The sequence below is a fragment of the Candidatus Flexicrinis affinis genome, assembly GCA_016716525.1.
Classification (GTDB): domain Bacteria; phylum Chloroflexota; class Anaerolineae; order Aggregatilineales; family Phototrophicaceae; genus Flexicrinis; species Flexicrinis affinis.
Genome location: JADJWE010000009.1, coordinates 143829 through 159622, shown reverse-complemented (window position 1 = coordinate 159622; position 15794 = coordinate 143829). Strand labels below are relative to the sequence as shown.

Genomic DNA, 15794 nt, shown 5'->3' with positions numbered 1-15794 from the left:
CGTGCTGACGATCGCCGCCGCGATTGCGATTACCCTGCTCGGGTTTCATCACGTCGCGTTCAGCGGCCTGATCTTCGGCAAAGGCGATGCGTTCCATTACTTTACGCCGCTGTGGGCCGCGCGCGACGTGGCGCTGCGGTCATTCGACCTACCGATGTGGACGGATCAGGTGTTCATGGGCGTGCCACTGCTGGCCGACCTCGCAGCTTGGCACCTTCTATCCGCCGAACTGGCTCACCGTGTGGCTGCCGGCGTGGGACGCGCTCAAGGTCAGCGTGCTGATTCATGTCGCGTGGGCAGCGGCTGGTGCGCTGGTGCTGGCCCGGCGCAGTGTAGGACTCGGCCTCGTTCCGGCGCTGGTCGCAGCGGCCGTGTTTGCGTTGGGTGGATACGTCGGCGCGCATGTCGAACAGATCAACCAGCTTCAGGGGATCGCGTGGATGCCGTGGGCGGCGGCGTGTTTTCTTCCGCCGGCGTCCGGCCAACAGAGTCGCGGCGGGCGGATCGTCTCGCTGCTGGCGTTGTCCGGTATTCTGGCGCTGATCGCCCTCAGCGGGCACACGCAAACACTGTTCATTACCGGCGTGATGCTGGGCGTGCTGGCGCTCGTCCCGCGCGGCGAACGCGGCGCCCGCGAAGTCGTGACCGGTACGGGCCTGCGTCTGATCGGACTGGCAGCCGCGTCGGTGATCGCCCTGGCATTGGCCGCCGTGCAGATTCTGCCGACACTGGAACTCACCGGATTAAGCAACCGATCGGGCGGGTTTTCGGCGCTGGCGGCGATGGCGTTTAGCTGGAACCCAAACCTCGCCGCGCGCGGCCTGCTGCCCAGCCTCGACGGGCAGGTGTTCGGTGAATATGTCGCGTATCTCGGCGTGTTCGGGCTGGGATTGGCGGTGTGGGGCGCGTTATATGGCCGCCGCGCGCGCTGGCCGTGGCTCGTGCTCGCGGTCGTCGGAGTCGTGTTGGCGCTCGGGCTGTACACGCCAGTTTACTGGGCACTGGCCGAACTGCCGGGTTTCAACCTGTTTCGCGTGCCGGCGCGTTGGCTGGCGTTCGTCGCATTGGGCGGCTCGATGCTGGCCGGCCTCGGCGCCGATGCGCTGCTGAAGCGCACTGCCAAGAAGCCCAACCGCGGACTGCTCGCTGCCGTGGGGCTGGTCGCCCTGCTGGCGGTCCTCAGTGTGTGGCGCGCGCCGGCCTCCGCCGACGAGGTCGATGGATCGTCCAGCCCGACCTTGTCCACCATCCTGTTCTGGGCAGCCGCCGGTCTGATGTTCGCCAACGTCGTGCTGCTCTCGCGGCAGACGGCGCGCCGTGGACTGCTGACCGTGCTGCTGGTGGGGATCACCGCCGGCGAACTGGCGATTGCCGCCACCAACATGCCGCATGCCGATCTGGTCGATCCAGCCGCGGCCAGCGACCCGCGGTTGACCGCGTATCAGATCGAGGCGGATGGCGGCGGACGGCTGTTGTCGATCTCCAACGGCTACTTCGACACGTACGACCACGACGCCCTGCTCGACTATTACGACTTGGTCGGCATGACCGAACGCGCGGCAAAGGCGGGACTGACCGCCGCCAAGCTGAAGGAGTTACAGGCGCCGAATTTCCCACTGCTGTACGGCCTGTCGACCGCCGACGGCTTCGGCGGCGGGTTGGTGCCAACCGTGTACTACTCGGCGTTCTCGGCGCTGCTGCTGCCGGAAGGCGAGCCGCGTACGCAGGACGGACGGTTACGTGAGCTGCTCGCGCTGCCGGCGTGCCTCGGCGCGTGCGTGCCGGAGAATCGGTGGCTCGACCTCGCCGGCGTCAAATACCTCGTCCTCGACAAGACCGCCGACCGGTTCTACGACGACATCCAGTTCGACGTCAGCCTGCCGGTGCGCCTGTCCGGCGGAGGCACGTCGCAGTCCGGGTCGGTCAGTCCAACGTTCGCGGCCGATGAACTGCATGTGTTGCTCGCCGGCGACCCATCCAATCTGCGGGCGTGGTTCAATGTCCGCCCCACGGTCGAGATGACTCTCATTGACGCCCGCCAAGTCGACGACCGACTAACGTTGGCGCGCTTCACTGCCGCGCTGACATCCGTCGAAAGCGTCGCGCTCCGCAGCGAATCGGAGGACATCACTGTGCGCGCTGCTACGCTTGTGGATACCCGTTCCGGCGCGTTCGACATGGTGCCGCTGGGCGGCTGGGACAAGCTGCTTTCAAGCGATATCAAGCTCTACCGGCGCCAGTCCGGCACGGTCGTGTGGCCATTCCTCGCCCGTGTCGACACCGTCCTGCCCGACTCGTGGGACGGCAGCGAGGCGGCCATCGAACGCATGCGCGATCCGGCTTTCGATCCGCTGACCGCCGCGGTCGTCCACGGCGCGCCGGACGATCTGGCTACGCCATCCGCCGACATCCCGGCCCTCAGCCTTGTCGTATCGTACACACGGGCCGGCACCCACAGCGAGGCGACCGTCGTCAATACGGCGTCCGTGCCGCTGGCGTTGGTGTTCAACACGGCCTATTTCCCGGGCTGGACGGCAACCCTCGACGGCGCGGACACCCCCCTTTACCGCGCGGACATTATGTTCCAAGCGGTGATCATCCCGCCCGGCGAACACACGGTCACCGTCGACTACCGACCGCCGTGGGTTCGGCCACTGCTGGCCTTTGCAGCCTTTGCGTGGGCGGCGTGGATCCTTGCATTGTTCGCCACCGTTCGCCTCAGCAGACGCTAGAGCTGCGGGGCGCTGCCCCGAACCCCGCCAGAAGGCTTTCGCCCTCTAGACTCCCATCCCGCGGATTGATCCCGCGTGCGGGATCAATCCGCAGATAGAGGGTCAAGGGGTGCCAATCCCTTGTGGAGGTGCGGAGGCGAAGCCTTTGCCTGCAACCTACAACGCGTCAATATCGAGCAATGGAATCACGTAGATGACGGGCTGTTCGTAGGGGTGTGCGGCGCGGATGGCGTCTACGACGGCGCGACCCTGCGAACGGGCGCAAAAGGTCTCGACTCGCCACTCGTCTACGGCGTTGATCTGGCCGACCATGCCGACGTGCGGATTGGCATCTTCGGCCGGCTTAAAACGCCCGCGCCCGATGTTGGTGAAGGCACAGTGGGTGTAACTGCCGATCTGCCCGCCGCCGGCGGACGCGATGGCGTCGAGCACGGCGTCGACATGCGACTCCGGCACGGTGGTGACGATGTACAGATCGTCGGTCATGAGGTCTGTTCGCGGTGGGTGGGCTTCAGCGCGCGGTGGCGGAACAGGATTTGCCACACGCGCAGGGCGGCCTCGACCATGATGCGCGTATCCATCTTCGATGCGCCACGCTCGCGATCCGGGAAGTGGATCGGCACTTCGCCGAGCTTGTAGCCGAGGCGATGCGCGACGTAGGCCAGTTCGACCAGAAACACGTAGCCGTTCGACCGGATGCGCTCCAACCCGATGCCTTTGAGCGCCGATGCGCGCCACAGCCGGAAACCGCTGGTCGCGTCGTTGATCGGCAGGCCGAGGATCGTGCGGACGTAGATTCGGTTCGCCCACCAGCTCAGCAGTTTGCGGTGCGGGCCCCAATGCTCGTCGACGCTGCCGCCTTTGACGTAACGCGAGCCGATCACGACATCCGCGCCGGCGTTGACGGCGGCGAGCATGGACGGAATGTACTTGGGCTGGTGGCTGAAATCGGTGTCCATCTGCAGGACAAGCTCGGCGCCCTCGGCGATGGCGCGCTGGAATCCACCGATATACGCCGGACCCAACCCGCCCTTGCCCGGGTTGTGCTGCACGCTGACGCGCCCCGGCATTTCGGCGGCGAGTTCGTCGGCGATGCGGCCGGTACCGTCCGGCGAGTTGTCGTCCACGACGAGCACGTGCAGGTCGGGGATGTCGAGGCCGAGCAGGGCTTCGACCAGCAGGGCAAGGTTTTCGGCTTCGTTGTAGGTCGGCAGGACGACCGTCAGTTTGGGCATCACAGACTGCTTTGCGCGGACGACTGAATGGGGTGAAGTCTACGGGCCGCGCGGCATGCGCGCAAGATACGACCTGCCATCGCACGTCCGCCGCGATTCTTACATGCCGTTTACAGACCTGTGCTATAACACTCCGCGATTCAGAACAGAACGGCATCACGAGACATTGAGGGGATACGGGCTATGACCGACGTGCCGGCCGAACAGACCACGTTCAATTTTCAGGCAGAGATTCAACAGCTTCTGCACATTTTGGTCCACGCGTTGTACACGGAGCGCGACATCTTCCTGCGCGAGCTGATCTCGAACGCAAGCGACGCGCTCAACCGCGCGCAGTTCGAGTCGCTCACCAACCGCGACATGCGCGATCAGGACGCCGAGTTGGCGATCCGCATCACCGTCGACGACGACGCGCGGACGGTCACGATCAGCGACAGCGGCATCGGCATGACGCGTGACGACCTGATCAACAACCTCGGCGTGATCGCCCGCAGCGGCGCGCGCGCCTTCATCGACGCGCTCAAGGACGCCAAGGACGCCGAGACGGCCAAGAGCGTGATCGGGCAGTTCGTAGAGCCACAAGGCCGACGAACCGGCGTGGGCGTGGGAGGCCGAGGGCGGCACCAACTTCACCATCGCTCCGGCGGAGCGCGCCCAGCGCGGCACGGACGTGATCGTCACGCTCAAGGACGACGCCGACGACTTCCTGCAGACGTGGAAGCTCAAGGACGTCATCCGCACCTACTCCGACACGATCAGCTTCCCGGTGTACGTCGGCGAGGACGCCGAGCCGACCAATCAGCGCATCGCCATCTGGCGGCAGGACCCGAAAGAGATCGAGGCGTCGAAGTACGACGAGTTCTACCGGTCGATGACCTTCGACTTTAACGGTTCGCAGAAGGTCATCCACATGCGCGCCGACGTGCCGCTGCAGTTCTACGCGCTGCTGTTTGTGCCGTCGAGCAATCAGCCGCCGATGTTCAGCCCGCGCAAACAGGTCGGGCTCAAGCTGTACGCCCGCAAGGTGCTCATTCAAGACTACTGCACGGACCTGCTGCCGGATTACCTGTCCTTCCTGCACGGCGTGGTCGACAGCGAGGACATCCCGCTCAGCGTCAGCCGCGAGACCGTGCGCGCCAACGTGCTGATGGGCCAGCTCAAGAAGGCGATCACGCGGCGCGTGCTGGGCGACTTCAAGAAGATGGCGACATCCGACCGCGAGGCATGGATCAAGCTGTACGAGCAGTTCGGGCGCTTCCTCAAGCAAGGCGTCGCGCTGTCGCCGGAGGACAAGGACGATCTGCTGCCGCTGCTGCTGTTCCCGACCACCCACGACGGCAGCAAACAGCCGACCACGCTCAAGGAATACGCCGACCGGATGGTCGACAACCAGAGCGAGATCTACTACATCGTGGCCGACGACTTCCACAGCGCGCGGCGCAGCCGCACCTCGAACCGTTCAGCAAGCGCGGGATCGAAGTGCTGATCCTGAGCGATCCGGTTGATCCGATCCTGCTCACCAACCTGTCCGAATTCGAGGGCAAGAAGCTGCGCTCGGTGGACGACGCCGAACTCGACCTGACTGACGTCGGCACGCCCGCCGAAGACGAGGAAGCCGCGCCCGAGCCGGTGGCCGAGGCCGACTTCGAGACGGTGCGCAACCGCTTCGCCGAGCTGCTGGGCGAGCGTGTGAAGGGCGTGCGCGCCAGCAAGACGCTGGCGGGCGCGCCGGCGCGCCTCGTCAGCGACGACAACAGCGCCGACGCGCAGATGTTCCGCGTCAACCGCCTGCTGTCGCGCGACTACTCGCTGCCAGTCAAGACGCTCGAACTCAACCCGCGCCATCCGCTGCTGCACAATCTCGCCAGGCACATCGCGGCGGGCGGCGACGAGGTGGTCGATCTGGTGATCGAGCAGGTGTTCGAGACGGCGCTGCTGCAAGACGGCATCCATCCCGATCCGGCGTCGATGGCCGAACGGCTGACCAAGCTGATGCAGAAGGCCACGGAGTAGGAGCCAGTTTTCAGGAATCAGATGTCAGGCGTAGGGGCGACCCGCCGGGTCGTCCCGTACCGCGCGAGCCCTCACCCCTAGCCCCTCTCCCTCAGGGAGAGGGGAATTACTTGTTGAACACGAAGGATGCGAATGGTCGCGGCGGGCTGCGGTTGGTCGCTTCCCCCTTTCCCCTTTGCCCTCTCCCCTTTCCCCTTTCCCCTATCCGATCGCGGCGCGGAGCCAATCCACGATCGGCTTCATGGCGGCGAAGTGGGTCATCAGCACGTCGACGAGCGCGGCAGAGCGCGCGATGTCCTGCGGCAGGCCGCTGATCGAGGCGTACAATCCGCCGTAGCGCAGCCATTCGGCGCGCGGATGCTCGGGGTCGTAGCCGGACGGCACGCGCTTGAAGCTCCCGCCATTGAGCGTGTAGGCCCGGCCTTGCGCACGGTAGCGACCGCCTTCACGAGCGCCGGGCCGTGCGTGTCGGACACGACCGCATCGCGATAGCGGGCCAACGCGCCTTTGTCGAACCCGGAAGACGCCAGCCATGCAGTCGACACCGTCGAGCGTAATCTGCAGGCCGAAGCCGGGGCTGTCCATCTTCTTGCCGCCGACCGGAAACATCATCGGGATGTGCGTCTTGTACGGCGACTTGTCAGTGCTGAAGCGCGTGTCGCGGTGCAGGCGCATCAGATTGCCGCTGCCGTTGGTGCGCGTATCGACCGTGATGCCCGGCACGAGGTCTTGCAAGCGCGCGCCGAGCGCCTCCACCAGCGCGACCGCGGGACCCTGAACGGTATCGAGATACGCTTGCTTGCGGGACTCGAACCACTCGCGGGTGTTGTTCGCGGCGAGATCGCGCATGAACTGAAGCCCTTCGGCAGGGAAGCCGGTGAACGGGGTGCCCGGCGCGCGTTGGGTCATGGGTTACGCCTCCTCGGCTTGCGGCATCTCGACGACGAGCGGCTCGCCGGTCTCCAGCAGGGTCTTCAGGCCGCTGAGGATCTGCGCCCAGCCCGAGCCGATGCCCTGCGTGAGCGGTGCGTCCGGATTGAGGCCGCTGTGGGTCAGCACGAGGCGGCACGCCGGCCCGAGCTGCTCGATCTCGAACGTGACCCGCGACGTGCGCCGGCCCTCGGGGCCGTCGTTCCACACCGGGCGGAAGGTCGTGACCAGCTTGCGCGGCGGGTCGGCTTCGAGCACTTCGCCTTCGAGCATCACCTGCGCCTCAGGGCTGTCGTAGTGATAGGCGTACGCCGAGCCGGGCGTCCAGTCCGACTTGACGCGCGTGCCGAAGTAGTACAGCCGCGTGATGTCGCCTTGCGTGAGCGCGTTCCAAAGCTGTTCGGGCGTCGTTTTGATGAAGACTTCGTAGACGTGGTTGGGCTTCTCGGTCATGGGGGTCTCCTCGAGTGCGGTCTTTAGATCGACGAGCGAGCGGGCCCACGGCTGGGAAAACTTGCTCACCCAGCGGTCGTAGACCTGTTGGATGGGGACGGTGTTCAGGTAGTGAAACTTCTCCCGCCCGACCTTGTGCGTGGTGATCAGCCCCGCGGTCTCCAGCACCTGCAGGTGTTTCATGACGCCGAAGCGGGTCATGTCCGGCAGGGCGGATTGCAGCTCGCCCAGCGTTTGGCCGTCGCGCTGGAAGAGCCGGTCGAGAAGGGTGCGGCGGTTGGCATCCGCCATGGCTTTGAACACCTGTTCCGTATCCATGCGTTCATTATATGTGACTATTTGGTCACATGTCAACAGGTTCCATCGAATCTGAAGCAATCCCAACGCGGTGTTCGATCGCTAGATCATTCAGTTAGTGCACAATCTTGCGTTATACTATAACCATCTTAAGGTACACATTAGGAGTTAAACATGCGTCGTCCGATAGTTGCACTTGCACTGATACTTGCTGTTCTGGTCGTACCGACCTTGAGCGCACAGGACACCCCGGCAGAGTGTCCTGAGGCCGCGGATCTACTGCCGGAGATTATCGAATTCGCCACAGAGTTAGCCGATGAGCCTCTGACCGCGCTCGAGATGATCTACGAAGCCGTGCAGGAAGTGCGGGCCAAATGCGCCGGCCTTATTTTCACGAGTGAGGAATACGGACTATCACCGGCGCTCGGCCCGATTTCCCTCGATATAGGCACATACCGTCTATCGCTCGAAATCGAGGGCCAGATGGCAATCAACGTCGACTTACTGGATCTCGACGGCGACAACTGCGGGCAGTTCATCCCGACGCTCTTTATCGTGACTCAGACCGATACGCAGCAGATTGTCCAGCTTGAACGCCCGTGCGACGCGCTGTTGGAGTTCACGACGATCAACATGAATTTCGGCGGTAGCGCAGGGAGCTGGATGCTGACGATCGAGAAACTGAGGTAGACATGCTGTTTCTAGCTATTTCACTTGGCTTTCTTGGCATAGTGTCGTGCTACTTCAACTGGATTGTCGGCTTACTGTTTGTCACGGCCTCATGGGTCGCGTGGTCAGCGCACAAGCGTACTGAGCAGCGCGCCCGCGAGGATCGCCAGCATCAGGAACTGATCGCCGCGATTCGCGAGGGCAAGGTCACGGAAAGCGACCTACAGCAGCCCAAATAGCATGCACCCTGTCAGGGAGCCGATCGACTTCATCCTACATCACGCCGATCCGACCGCTGGCCCACGCGTGAGTTCAGTCTCTGTTGTCGCAGTTTGGATTCATTTGCATTTGATCCGGGCGATGTGATCTCACCCCAGCCACTCGCCCAACACCTCGGACGTGTGCTGGCCGAGGAGCGGCGGCGGGTAGCGAATCGCGCCGGGAGCGTCCGGCAGCAGCGGTGACGCCACCGACCGGATCGGCGTGCCGTTCCCCAGCGTGACGTCGCGCACGAGATGATGCGCCGCCGCGTGCTCGCTCTCCAACGCCTGCGTCACTGTATTCACCGGCCCCGCCGGAATCCCCGCCGCCAGACACGCCTCGACCCAATACGCTGCCGGACGTGACGCGAATGCCGGCGCAAGCTCGGCGATCAGCGCGTCGCGGTGGGTCACACGCGCCGGATTGGTCGCAAAGCGCGGGTCGGACGCGAGATCGGGGCGGTCGAGGATGCGGCACAACGCGGCGAACTGCCCGTCGTTGCCGACCGCCAGCGCGAACGGCGCATCCGCCGCGTCGAAGTTCTGATACGGGACGATGGTCGCGTGGGCGTTGCCGTAGCGGCGCGGGGTCTGCCCGCTGACCAATGCGGCGCTGGCAACATTGACGAGCGCGGATAGCTGCGAATCGAGCAGCGCGAGGTCGAGATGCCGGCCCTGTCCGGTGCGTTCGGCGTCGCGCAGGGCGTCGAGGATCGCGCTCAGGGCGAACAGGCCGGTGAACACGTCGGCCACCGCCACGCCGACCTTATAGCCGGGGCCGTCCGGCGGCCCGGTGATCGACATCAGGCCGGACATGGCTTGAATCACGTGGTCGTAGCCGGGGCGGTCAGCGTACGGGCCGGTCTGTCCGTAGCCGGTGATGCTGGCGTAGACCACGGCGGGGTTGTCGGCGCGCAGAGTGTCGTAGTCGAGGCCGAAACGGGCCATCTGCCCCGGCTTGAAGTTCTCGACCACGATCTGCGCGCGGACGGCCAGTGCGCGGGCGATGCGCTGGCCGTCCGGGTCTTTGAGGTTCAGGACGATGCTGCGTTTGTTGCGGTTGACCGACAGGTAATACGCGCTCTGGCGGTCGGGGCCGTCACCGGCCCACGGCGGGCCCCACTGGCGCGTCTCGTCGCCCTGCGGGCTTTCGACTTTGACGACATCCGCGCCGAGGTCGCCCAACAGCATCGTGCAGTACGGGCCGGCCAGCACGCGCGAAAAGTCCAGGACGCGCACGCCCTCTAACGACACCGGGGGCTCCTAGCCTGTGCGGTGCAAGCAGCGAGACTGACTTGAAACTGCTGCGACGTGTGGTGAGCGATGACTCGCATCAACTTCTCAGCACTCAGGGCGTACCTGCGGACTCAAATGTACCGCGTCTCGTGTGTCCGATTTTCGAATTACCTCACCCCCCGCCCCCTCTCCATGGCCATGGAGAGGGGGAGTCGAGCAAAGCAAGACGGGGGTGAGGTCACGCGACGCGACGAACCTACAAACACCGACTCGGCGCATTCAACGCTTGGTTTAGCCGAACGAGCCGTCCGGGTTTTCGAACTCTTTGCCGCCTTCGCCGGTGATGCCGCGCTGGGCGCGCGACGCACGCTCGACCTGTCGTTTGACGAACGCCTCGATCTGCGCCGGCGTCTTGACCGATTGGCCCCACTGCGACGTCTCGGACGCCATCACCTCCAGCGTGCCTTCGGTATAGGCGATATAGGCCGAGATGAAGCGCTCGTCGTCGATGTCGCTGATGCGGTCGGTCAGTTGGGCGTCGGCGGCCTCAAGGCTCTCCTGCGCGTCCTTGTAAATCTGCACGAACTTATCCCACTGATACACGCCCAGCAGCGCGCCGAAGAAGCCGCCGATGGCCGGAAAGATGATCGATAGGCCGGCGGCGATGCTGGTCCACAACTGCATGCTGCGGCAGTTCGACAACTGCTGGACGGTCGCCGCCGCGGCGCTCTCGATCCCGCCGGAAAGCTGCGCGGTCGACACGGCGCGGATCGCCTCGGTGCAGGTTTCGTTGAATGCCGACGGGGCCATGGTGATCGCGAACACGGTCGCGACGACGGTCGCGAGACCCATCGACGCGCGGATCATATTGACCTGCCCGCGCGCCTTGCGGAACGGGTCGAGCTTGCTCTGATAGTAGTGGCGCTGATCGCCGAGCGCGAAGCGGTCAAGATCTTGTAACGGACTTCCAGTTCCTGACGGTTTACCATGTGGCGTTCCCCCTACTTCGGCTGGACCGGGGATTCCGGGAAGAAGCCGCGGTTGATGTCAGCAGCACGTTTGGCCAGCAGCGTTTCGCGATCGAAGCGGTCTTCGACGCCATCATAAGGTTCGAGGCGCATAAGGTAGCGGAAGTACTCGCGGCGCAGGTGCTCGGCCTTGAGGCGGTTCTGCAACCACAACTGCTGCGGCGGCTCGTCGGCAGTCAACGCGGCGATGAACGACGTCAGACCGGCGATGATGGTCTCAATGCCGCCCAGCCACGGCGTCAGCCGCGGGGCCGACTCCAGCGTTAGCGCCATGATCGAGCCGACGATTGTCGCGGCCAGCGCCAGCAGCGCGTACATCAACTGCGAGCGCCTGTAACGATTCTGCTGCCGCGCCGCTTCGTAGTCGAGCCGGCGGAACAGCCGCAGCACTTCCTTATCCAGTACGTGCAGGTCTTGGAGGATGGACTGTGCCGCCTCCGGCGTACAGGTGGCGAGCATCTCGTTCAAGTCGTCTTCCGGCAGCAGTTGAAACGCGGCCGACTCGTCGGAATCGTTGAAGCGGAACTTCGGCATGTACTTGAACCACTCCGGAACCCACCGCGCGTCTTGCGCGTTTCCTGCGTGATTGGCTCCGGGCGGTTCGTAGCGCGGCGGCTTCTGCGGCTGACTCGGCGGACGCTGCGGCGGCGCCTCGGGGATCGGCGGCGGAGGCGTTTCACCGGGTTGGTCGATGGGTGGTGGATTCGACGCCATAAGTCGTCCCTCCTTGGATGACTTGCGTAGCCCTCTTCAGTATGGCGCAGGAACGGAAGTCTTGGCAAACGCGGCCGCGCTAGCCGTACGACTCCGTTCTGGGGGCGGGGCGGCGGGTGCCGCATCGCCCCATGAATTCGAACTGCTCGACCCAATAGCCGAACCAGCGCGGCGACACCGCCTGTTGAATCTCGATCGACATGCGGTCGCTGGTCGACTGCAAGTGCCATCCGTACAGTTCGATGATGGCCGTGCCGCTGGCCTTGTCCGGGTCGATCAGCACCATGCTGCACCCGGGCGAGTACGGCAGCAGCCGGCCCTCGAAGCTGCCCAGTGTGTTCCAACTGCGAAGGGTTGCGAACTTCTTCAGCGTGTTGGCGATCTCCTCCGGCAGGTGCTGATGCTGAAAGTCGACCGACTTGTCGAGCTGTTCGGAAAGCAGCGCGACCGCTTCCGGTTTGCTCGGGTCCTGAATGATCACCCGCAGCTCGCCCCCGCGCTGCGAAAGGACCGACTGGCGGATCGCGTCGAGGTTCGGGCCGGCCAGCACGTTGGCGGCGGACGGCGCATAAATCCACAGCTTGCGCGCCTTTGATGCGATCCGGCAGATTCCCGAGTTCCGGGCGGCTGTGCAGGTAGTCTTCGATCGACGCCTTGCCTTCGACCGGGCGCGACATGTTGAACACCAGCAAGCCGAGCGCACCGAGGATTACGGACATCTTGACCGAATCGGGAACGACGTCGTCAATCAGGCCTACCACCGCAACAATCCCCGCCACCACTGCGACGAGGTAGCTTTCGAGATTGCGCCGCGCACGCAGATCGCGACCGATACGGTTGAACATGCTGGCGATGGATCGAAACATGGCGGCCTCCTGATCGCTGTTCCCCATTCTAGCACCCGTACCGCGGCGCGGCGCACGAACGTGCGCAAATTCGTGCGCACGTTTCAGCATTGAAACGACGCCGAGGGGAACGCACAGAGGCGCGGACCTGCCGCGGCTCGCTTGGTTGGAAGGGGGTGGATGCGATTACTGCTCGACAGCGACGACCAGGCGCCACTCGCCGGCGACGACCTCTGCATGTGCAATTCAGGGCCAATGGGGCCTAGAAGTCATTATCACCTCCCATAGATCGGCACTGCTCTACTCATAAGGTAGGGATACACAAGCGTGAACGTGGTTGTGCACACTGACACTGTGTATGACAGTGGCTACTCAACGGGTCTATGCCCTGACGGCGCCACAATTGACTACAACGCATGTTGATAGCGAGCAGTCGGCTTCAGATATCTGAAGCAGTCGTAAGCCTAAGATTCTGGAGTCGCAGTCATGGAGTCCGGGTCTTCGACGAATCCAAGCTGCTCTGTGCAATCCTCGAAGAACACGTGTTCCGGGGTCGTGAAACTTGACCTGACACACAGGAGACGAGTTGCTACGGGGTCAGCCGAGTACACAACTGACTGCAGACTGTAGTCATCGGGTACTTCGCCACGGGGTTCCAAGACTTCCCAATCTTGAATGATTTCCGAGTCGGGCTGTATGACGAGCCGCGGCTTACAAGTTGCCCATGTGTCATAGCCTAAGGTACATACACCTTCTACGTCTCCCGTCGACACATCAATTCGGGCGGAAACAAGATCCCACTCACTTGCGACTGCGAGATGTACGTCTTCCAACGCATACCTGGCATCGTTCTCGGCAAGTGTTTCGATCACAACACCAAGCATTTCATTGCATGAGAAGTAGTAGTTCCAACTGTCGTCATTGAGTTGGTAATTGCTACAGAAGAATCTCATATTGTCAGAGAGATCTCCGGACACAACAAGCTCGATATCGTATCGAATTCGGTTCCAATCCTCGCCGCTCATTCGTTCGCCAATGTAGGGCTCTCGAATTAATAGGTTCTCCTCCAGATTGAACTGCCCTAGATCGCACATTGCCCATTCATCTCTGGGCCGAAATATGCAGACGCCTGAAAGGGTCCTGTCTTCATTCAGTGAGAGATAGATCGGCAACCAGCCGCGCTCTGAGTAGTAAGTCCAAGTCAATTCGGTTGGCTGCTGCGCGAGGAGGAGAGCAGGCGTCAAAATGCAGAAAACGACCATGCATATTGAAACTGTGCGGATCATCCGAGTGCCTTTCCTACTGTTTCAACACTGTCAAGCAGTGTATCACAGCAGGCCACAAGGATTGTGCGGGTCTTCCACGTGGAGTCCTCACCGGTGCGTGTACACACCCAGTATATGCACGCGGGCAGCGTAGGGTTTGATTTCGGACGTCGGGGAACTTACGGCTCGAGCTGCAGCTCGCCTCTGTAGCCGACGGTCATGCGCGCTGCGGCGACAGTCCCAACGAACCGGCCGTACTTGTTGTACGCCTGCATCACCGAGCGGATGACGTCGAGTTGGCCGTTGGGGAGTTTGGCCAGCACCTTGAACTTGGCTTCGCCGCCGTACCAGATGTCCTGAGTCGTCACCTGACCCTCGGCATCGCGCACCTGCGTCGCGACCTGCACGGCAGCCATGCCGTTGAATACATCGCCGACCGAAAGCCCGTTATACGAGACGCCGCCGTCGAACTCGGCATAGCCGCCCAGTCCCTGCCCTTCGATCGCCGCCAGCGCGCGGGTCATGAACGCGCGGATGTCGGGATCGATCTGCGGCGGCGCGGCCTGTCCGTTCTCCTTCGGGGCAGGATTGGGCGAGTCGGGCTGTTCGTCCGCGCCCAGTTCGACCTGCTCCGTCTGCTGACTGTTGGCAGGTGTCTCGTCGTATGTCTGGTCGTTCTCCGACTCGACCTCGCCGCCTTGCTCCTCGCCGCCCTCACCGGGGCCGACGCACTGCCCGACTCCACCGCCTGCGCCACCGCCCGTTCCGCCAGCCTTGTCTGGGTCGACAGCCGCGGCGTCACGCGCCCGTTTAGCGAGGGTCATCACCTGCGTCAGCGCCTTGAATGGCTTGCTCGACAGCTTGGAGGTTTGCAGCGCGGACAAAAGCCGTTCCATGTCCTGCGCGTTCATATCGGCCGGCACGATGCTGTCGAGCGCCGCGAGATCGGTGCCGCCCAGCTTGCTGCCTGTCCGATCCTTGAGAATCTCGAAGACGAGCGCCGCGTTCGGGTTCAGCACGACCGGCTGACTGTAGGCGTCGCCGCCCCCGCCTCTTGATCTTCGATGCCGGCGAATTCGGCATCGTCGCCAGCCACACCGCTGGTCGTGCCTTCGCCTTCGGAAGCATCGCCACCACCCGCGGCTTCTTCGCCTTCGCCGCTGCCGCCTTCCTCACCGCCGAAGCTGTACCCCTTGCCGGTGATCAACCCGTAGATGACCTCGATCGCCTTGATCGTGTCGGTCACGAGGAAGTACGCATTGAGGATCGGCACAAAGCGCGCCAGCGTCTTCTTGAGGACGGCGCTCATGGCCTTGGCCCAGCGCACCGCCTCGCCGAGCAGCCTGCGTGCCAGCTTCTTGTTCTTGGCGACCTTCTTGCCCAACGCCTTCAAGCCGCTGCGCACCTCTGCGAACTGCTTTGCGAGGTTGATTCGGGTGAAGCCGTCGGCGGTCTTCCACGCCGCTTCCAACTGCTTGAGCCGCCCCTTCAGATCGCGGATGTGCTTGAGCCAAACCTTGTTCTGGAACGCCATCGCGCGAAGCTGCTTGTGATGCGCCGCAATCTGCGCCAGCCGCAGCGCGTCCTCGGCCGGCAGCGCAAGGCTAAGTTTGATCGTCCCGACGAACACGGCCGTCTTCTTTGCCATAGCGCGGCCGAGCGCTGTTCCGCCGAAGAGCTTCTGCCCCACGACGTCTGCATGGTGGTGTGGTCGAACTTACCGCTGAGCGCCAGCTCGATCTCGCCGAGGTTCACGCTGGCATCGACATCCTTGAGGTCGGCCATGCTGGTATCGGCCGCGAGCTTGAATGCCGTGAGGGAGCTGCTGACCTTGACGTTTTGGCCCAGCCCCAGCCATTCGTTGACGGTCTCGTCCAGTGGATTGGGTACTTTCATCAACGAGGCGCTGAACTCGACCGCGCCCTTCTTGAGCGTATGGCCGAAGTCGCCCGCGCTCAGCACCGGCGACGGTGCGTTCGGATCGGCGTTCGGGTCGGGGTATTCGATCTGTCCCTCGACGACCGCTGACACATAATCGCCGGCCTTGAACAGCGGCAGTTGTACGGGCGTAGGCTGGCGCTGCGCAACCGCAACCCCGCCACCCTGGTCCCTGCACC

General features: G+C 63.6%; 17 protein-coding genes. 6 read left to right on the top strand and 11 right to left on the bottom strand.

Annotated features, from left to right (window positions below; genetic code table 11):
- The first annotated feature begins 86 nt into the window (after window positions 1-86).
- Window positions 87-2732 carry a YfhO family protein gene (locus IPM16_19920; GenBank protein MBK9125371.1) on the top strand — a complete coding sequence of 882 codons (2646 nt, stop codon included), beginning with the start codon at window positions 87-89 and terminating at the stop codon, window positions 2730-2732.
- Between the two features lie 156 nt (window positions 2733-2888).
- Here IPM16_19920 and IPM16_19915 read toward each other — a convergent pair whose 3' ends face one another.
- Window positions 2889-3218 (bottom strand): NGG1p interacting factor NIF3, encoded by a 330-nt coding sequence (locus IPM16_19915; GenBank protein MBK9125370.1) that lies wholly within the window; start codon window positions 3216-3218, stop codon window positions 2889-2891.
- Window positions 3215-3967: a polyprenol monophosphomannose synthase gene (locus IPM16_19910; GenBank protein ID MBK9125369.1), complete on the bottom strand. Its 753-nt coding sequence runs from the start codon at window positions 3965-3967 to the stop codon at window positions 3215-3217. The genes IPM16_19915 and IPM16_19910 overlap by 4 nt, the downstream gene beginning before the upstream one ends.
- Before the next feature lie 183 nt (window positions 3968-4150).
- Between IPM16_19910 and IPM16_19905 the strand changes: the two genes are divergently transcribed.
- Window positions 4151-4855, top strand: coding sequence for a hypothetical protein (locus IPM16_19905; protein MBK9125368.1), 705 nt, complete (start codon window positions 4151-4153; stop codon window positions 4853-4855).
- Between the two features lie 336 nt (window positions 4856-5191).
- Window positions 5192-5980, top strand: coding sequence for a hypothetical protein (locus IPM16_19900; GenBank protein ID MBK9125367.1), 789 nt, complete (start codon window positions 5192-5194; stop codon window positions 5978-5980).
- Between the two features lie 201 nt (window positions 5981-6181).
- On the opposite strand, the gene IPM16_19895 is transcribed toward IPM16_19900, so the two are convergent.
- Together IPM16_19895 and IPM16_19890 are read right to left on the bottom strand one after the other, a co-directional pair.
- Window positions 6182-6889, bottom strand: a complete 708-nt coding sequence (locus tag IPM16_19895; protein ID MBK9125366.1) for a DUF2461 domain-containing protein — start codon at window positions 6887-6889, stop codon at window positions 6182-6184.
- A gap of 3 nt (window positions 6890-6892) precedes the next feature.
- Complete coding sequence (locus IPM16_19890) at window positions 6893-7681, bottom strand: SRPBCC domain-containing protein (GenBank protein MBK9125365.1); 789 nt, start codon at window positions 7679-7681, stop codon at window positions 6893-6895.
- Window positions 7682-7834: 153 nt separating this feature from the next.
- Here IPM16_19890 and IPM16_19885 point away from each other — a divergent pair, with 153 nt between their 5' ends.
- Together IPM16_19885 and IPM16_19880 are read left to right on the top strand one after the other, a co-directional pair.
- The gene (locus IPM16_19885; GenBank protein ID MBK9125364.1) at window positions 7835-8350 is read left to right on the top strand and encodes a hypothetical protein; all 516 of its coding nucleotides are present in this window, start codon (window positions 7835-7837) and stop codon (window positions 8348-8350) included.
- Window positions 8351-8352: 2 nt separating this feature from the next.
- Window positions 8353-8568 carry a hypothetical protein gene (locus IPM16_19880; GenBank protein ID MBK9125363.1) on the top strand — a complete coding sequence of 72 codons (216 nt, stop codon included), beginning with the start codon at window positions 8353-8355 and terminating at the stop codon, window positions 8566-8568.
- A 129-nt stretch (window positions 8569-8697) separates the two neighbouring features.
- Here the strand turns inward: IPM16_19880 and IPM16_19875 are convergent, their stop codons facing one another.
- From IPM16_19875 to IPM16_19860, 4 genes are all read right to left on the bottom strand, one after another.
- Window positions 8698-9843 (bottom strand): CoA transferase, encoded by a 1146-nt coding sequence (locus IPM16_19875; protein ID MBK9125362.1) that lies wholly within the window; start codon window positions 9841-9843, stop codon window positions 8698-8700.
- 273 nt (window positions 9844-10116) lie between these two features.
- Window positions 10117-10692: a hypothetical protein gene (locus IPM16_19870; protein MBK9125361.1), complete on the bottom strand. Its 576-nt coding sequence runs from the start codon at window positions 10690-10692 to the stop codon at window positions 10117-10119.
- 134 nt (window positions 10693-10826) lie between these two features.
- On the bottom strand, window positions 10827-11567 hold the full coding sequence (locus tag IPM16_19865; protein MBK9125360.1) for a DUF4231 domain-containing protein: 741 nt from the start codon (window positions 11565-11567) through the stop codon (window positions 10827-10829).
- 79 nt (window positions 11568-11646) lie between these two features.
- Window positions 11647-12117, bottom strand: a complete 471-nt coding sequence (locus IPM16_19860; GenBank protein ID MBK9125359.1) for a hypothetical protein — start codon at window positions 12115-12117, stop codon at window positions 11647-11649.
- A 31-nt stretch (window positions 12118-12148) separates the two neighbouring features.
- Between IPM16_19860 and IPM16_19855 the strand changes: the two genes are divergently transcribed.
- A complete protein-coding gene (locus IPM16_19855; protein MBK9125358.1) occupies window positions 12149-12526 on the top strand; it encodes a hypothetical protein in 378 nt (125 codons plus the stop codon).
- Between the two features lie 350 nt (window positions 12527-12876).
- Here IPM16_19855 and IPM16_19850 read toward each other — a convergent pair whose 3' ends face one another.
- From IPM16_19850 to IPM16_19840, 3 genes are all read right to left on the bottom strand, one after another.
- Window positions 12877-13698, bottom strand: coding sequence for a hypothetical protein (locus tag IPM16_19850; GenBank protein ID MBK9125357.1), 822 nt, complete (start codon window positions 13696-13698; stop codon window positions 12877-12879).
- A gap of 158 nt (window positions 13699-13856) precedes the next feature.
- Window positions 13857-14696, bottom strand: coding sequence for a hypothetical protein (locus tag IPM16_19845; GenBank protein ID MBK9125356.1), 840 nt, complete (start codon window positions 14694-14696; stop codon window positions 13857-13859).
- Entirely contained in the window at window positions 14690-15325 is a 636-nt protein-coding gene (locus tag IPM16_19840) for a hypothetical protein (protein MBK9125355.1), read from the bottom strand. Before IPM16_19840 ends, IPM16_19845 begins: the two co-directional genes overlap by 7 nt.
- Window positions 15326-15794: the final 469 nt, after the last annotated feature.

What these genes read in the sequence shown, in the direction of transcription:
- IPM16_19920 (MBK9125371.1), top strand. Translation starts at nt 87, where the DNA reads ATGCGTTCCATTACTTTACGCCGCTGTGGGCCGCGCGCGACGTGGCGC.
- IPM16_19915 (MBK9125370.1), bottom strand. Translation starts at nt 3,218, where the DNA reads ATGACCGACGATCTGTACATCGTCACCACCGTGCCGGAGTCGCATGTC.
- IPM16_19910 (MBK9125369.1), bottom strand. Translation starts at nt 3,967, where the DNA reads ATGCCCAAACTGACGGTCGTCCTGCCGACCTACAACGAAGCCGAAAAC.
- IPM16_19905 (MBK9125368.1), top strand. Translation starts at nt 4,151, where the DNA reads ATGACCGACGTGCCGGCCGAACAGACCACGTTCAATTTTCAGGCAGAG.
- IPM16_19900 (MBK9125367.1), top strand. Translation starts at nt 5,192, where the DNA reads ATGGATCAAGCTGTACGAGCAGTTCGGGCGCTTCCTCAAGCAAGGCGT.
- IPM16_19895 (MBK9125366.1), bottom strand. Translation starts at nt 6,889, where the DNA reads ATGACCCAACGCGCGCCGGGCACCCCGTTCACCGGCTTCCCTGCCGAA.
- IPM16_19890 (MBK9125365.1), bottom strand. Translation starts at nt 7,681, where the DNA reads ATGGATACGGAACAGGTGTTCAAAGCCATGGCGGATGCCAACCGCCGC.
- IPM16_19885 (MBK9125364.1), top strand. Translation starts at nt 7,835, where the DNA reads ATGCGTCGTCCGATAGTTGCACTTGCACTGATACTTGCTGTTCTGGTC.
- IPM16_19880 (MBK9125363.1), top strand. Translation starts at nt 8,353, where the DNA reads ATGCTGTTTCTAGCTATTTCACTTGGCTTTCTTGGCATAGTGTCGTGC.
- IPM16_19870 (MBK9125361.1), bottom strand. Translation starts at nt 10,692, where the DNA reads ATGATCCGCGCGTCGATGGGTCTCGCGACCGTCGTCGCGACCGTGTTC.
- IPM16_19865 (MBK9125360.1), bottom strand. Translation starts at nt 11,567, where the DNA reads ATGGCGTCGAATCCACCACCCATCGACCAACCCGGTGAAACGCCTCCG.
- IPM16_19850 (MBK9125357.1), bottom strand. Translation starts at nt 13,698, where the DNA reads ATGATCCGCACAGTTTCAATATGCATGGTCGTTTTCTGCATTTTGACG.
- IPM16_19840 (MBK9125355.1), bottom strand. Translation starts at nt 15,325, where the DNA reads ATGGCAAAGAAGACGGCCGTGTTCGTCGGGACGATCAAACTTAGCCTT.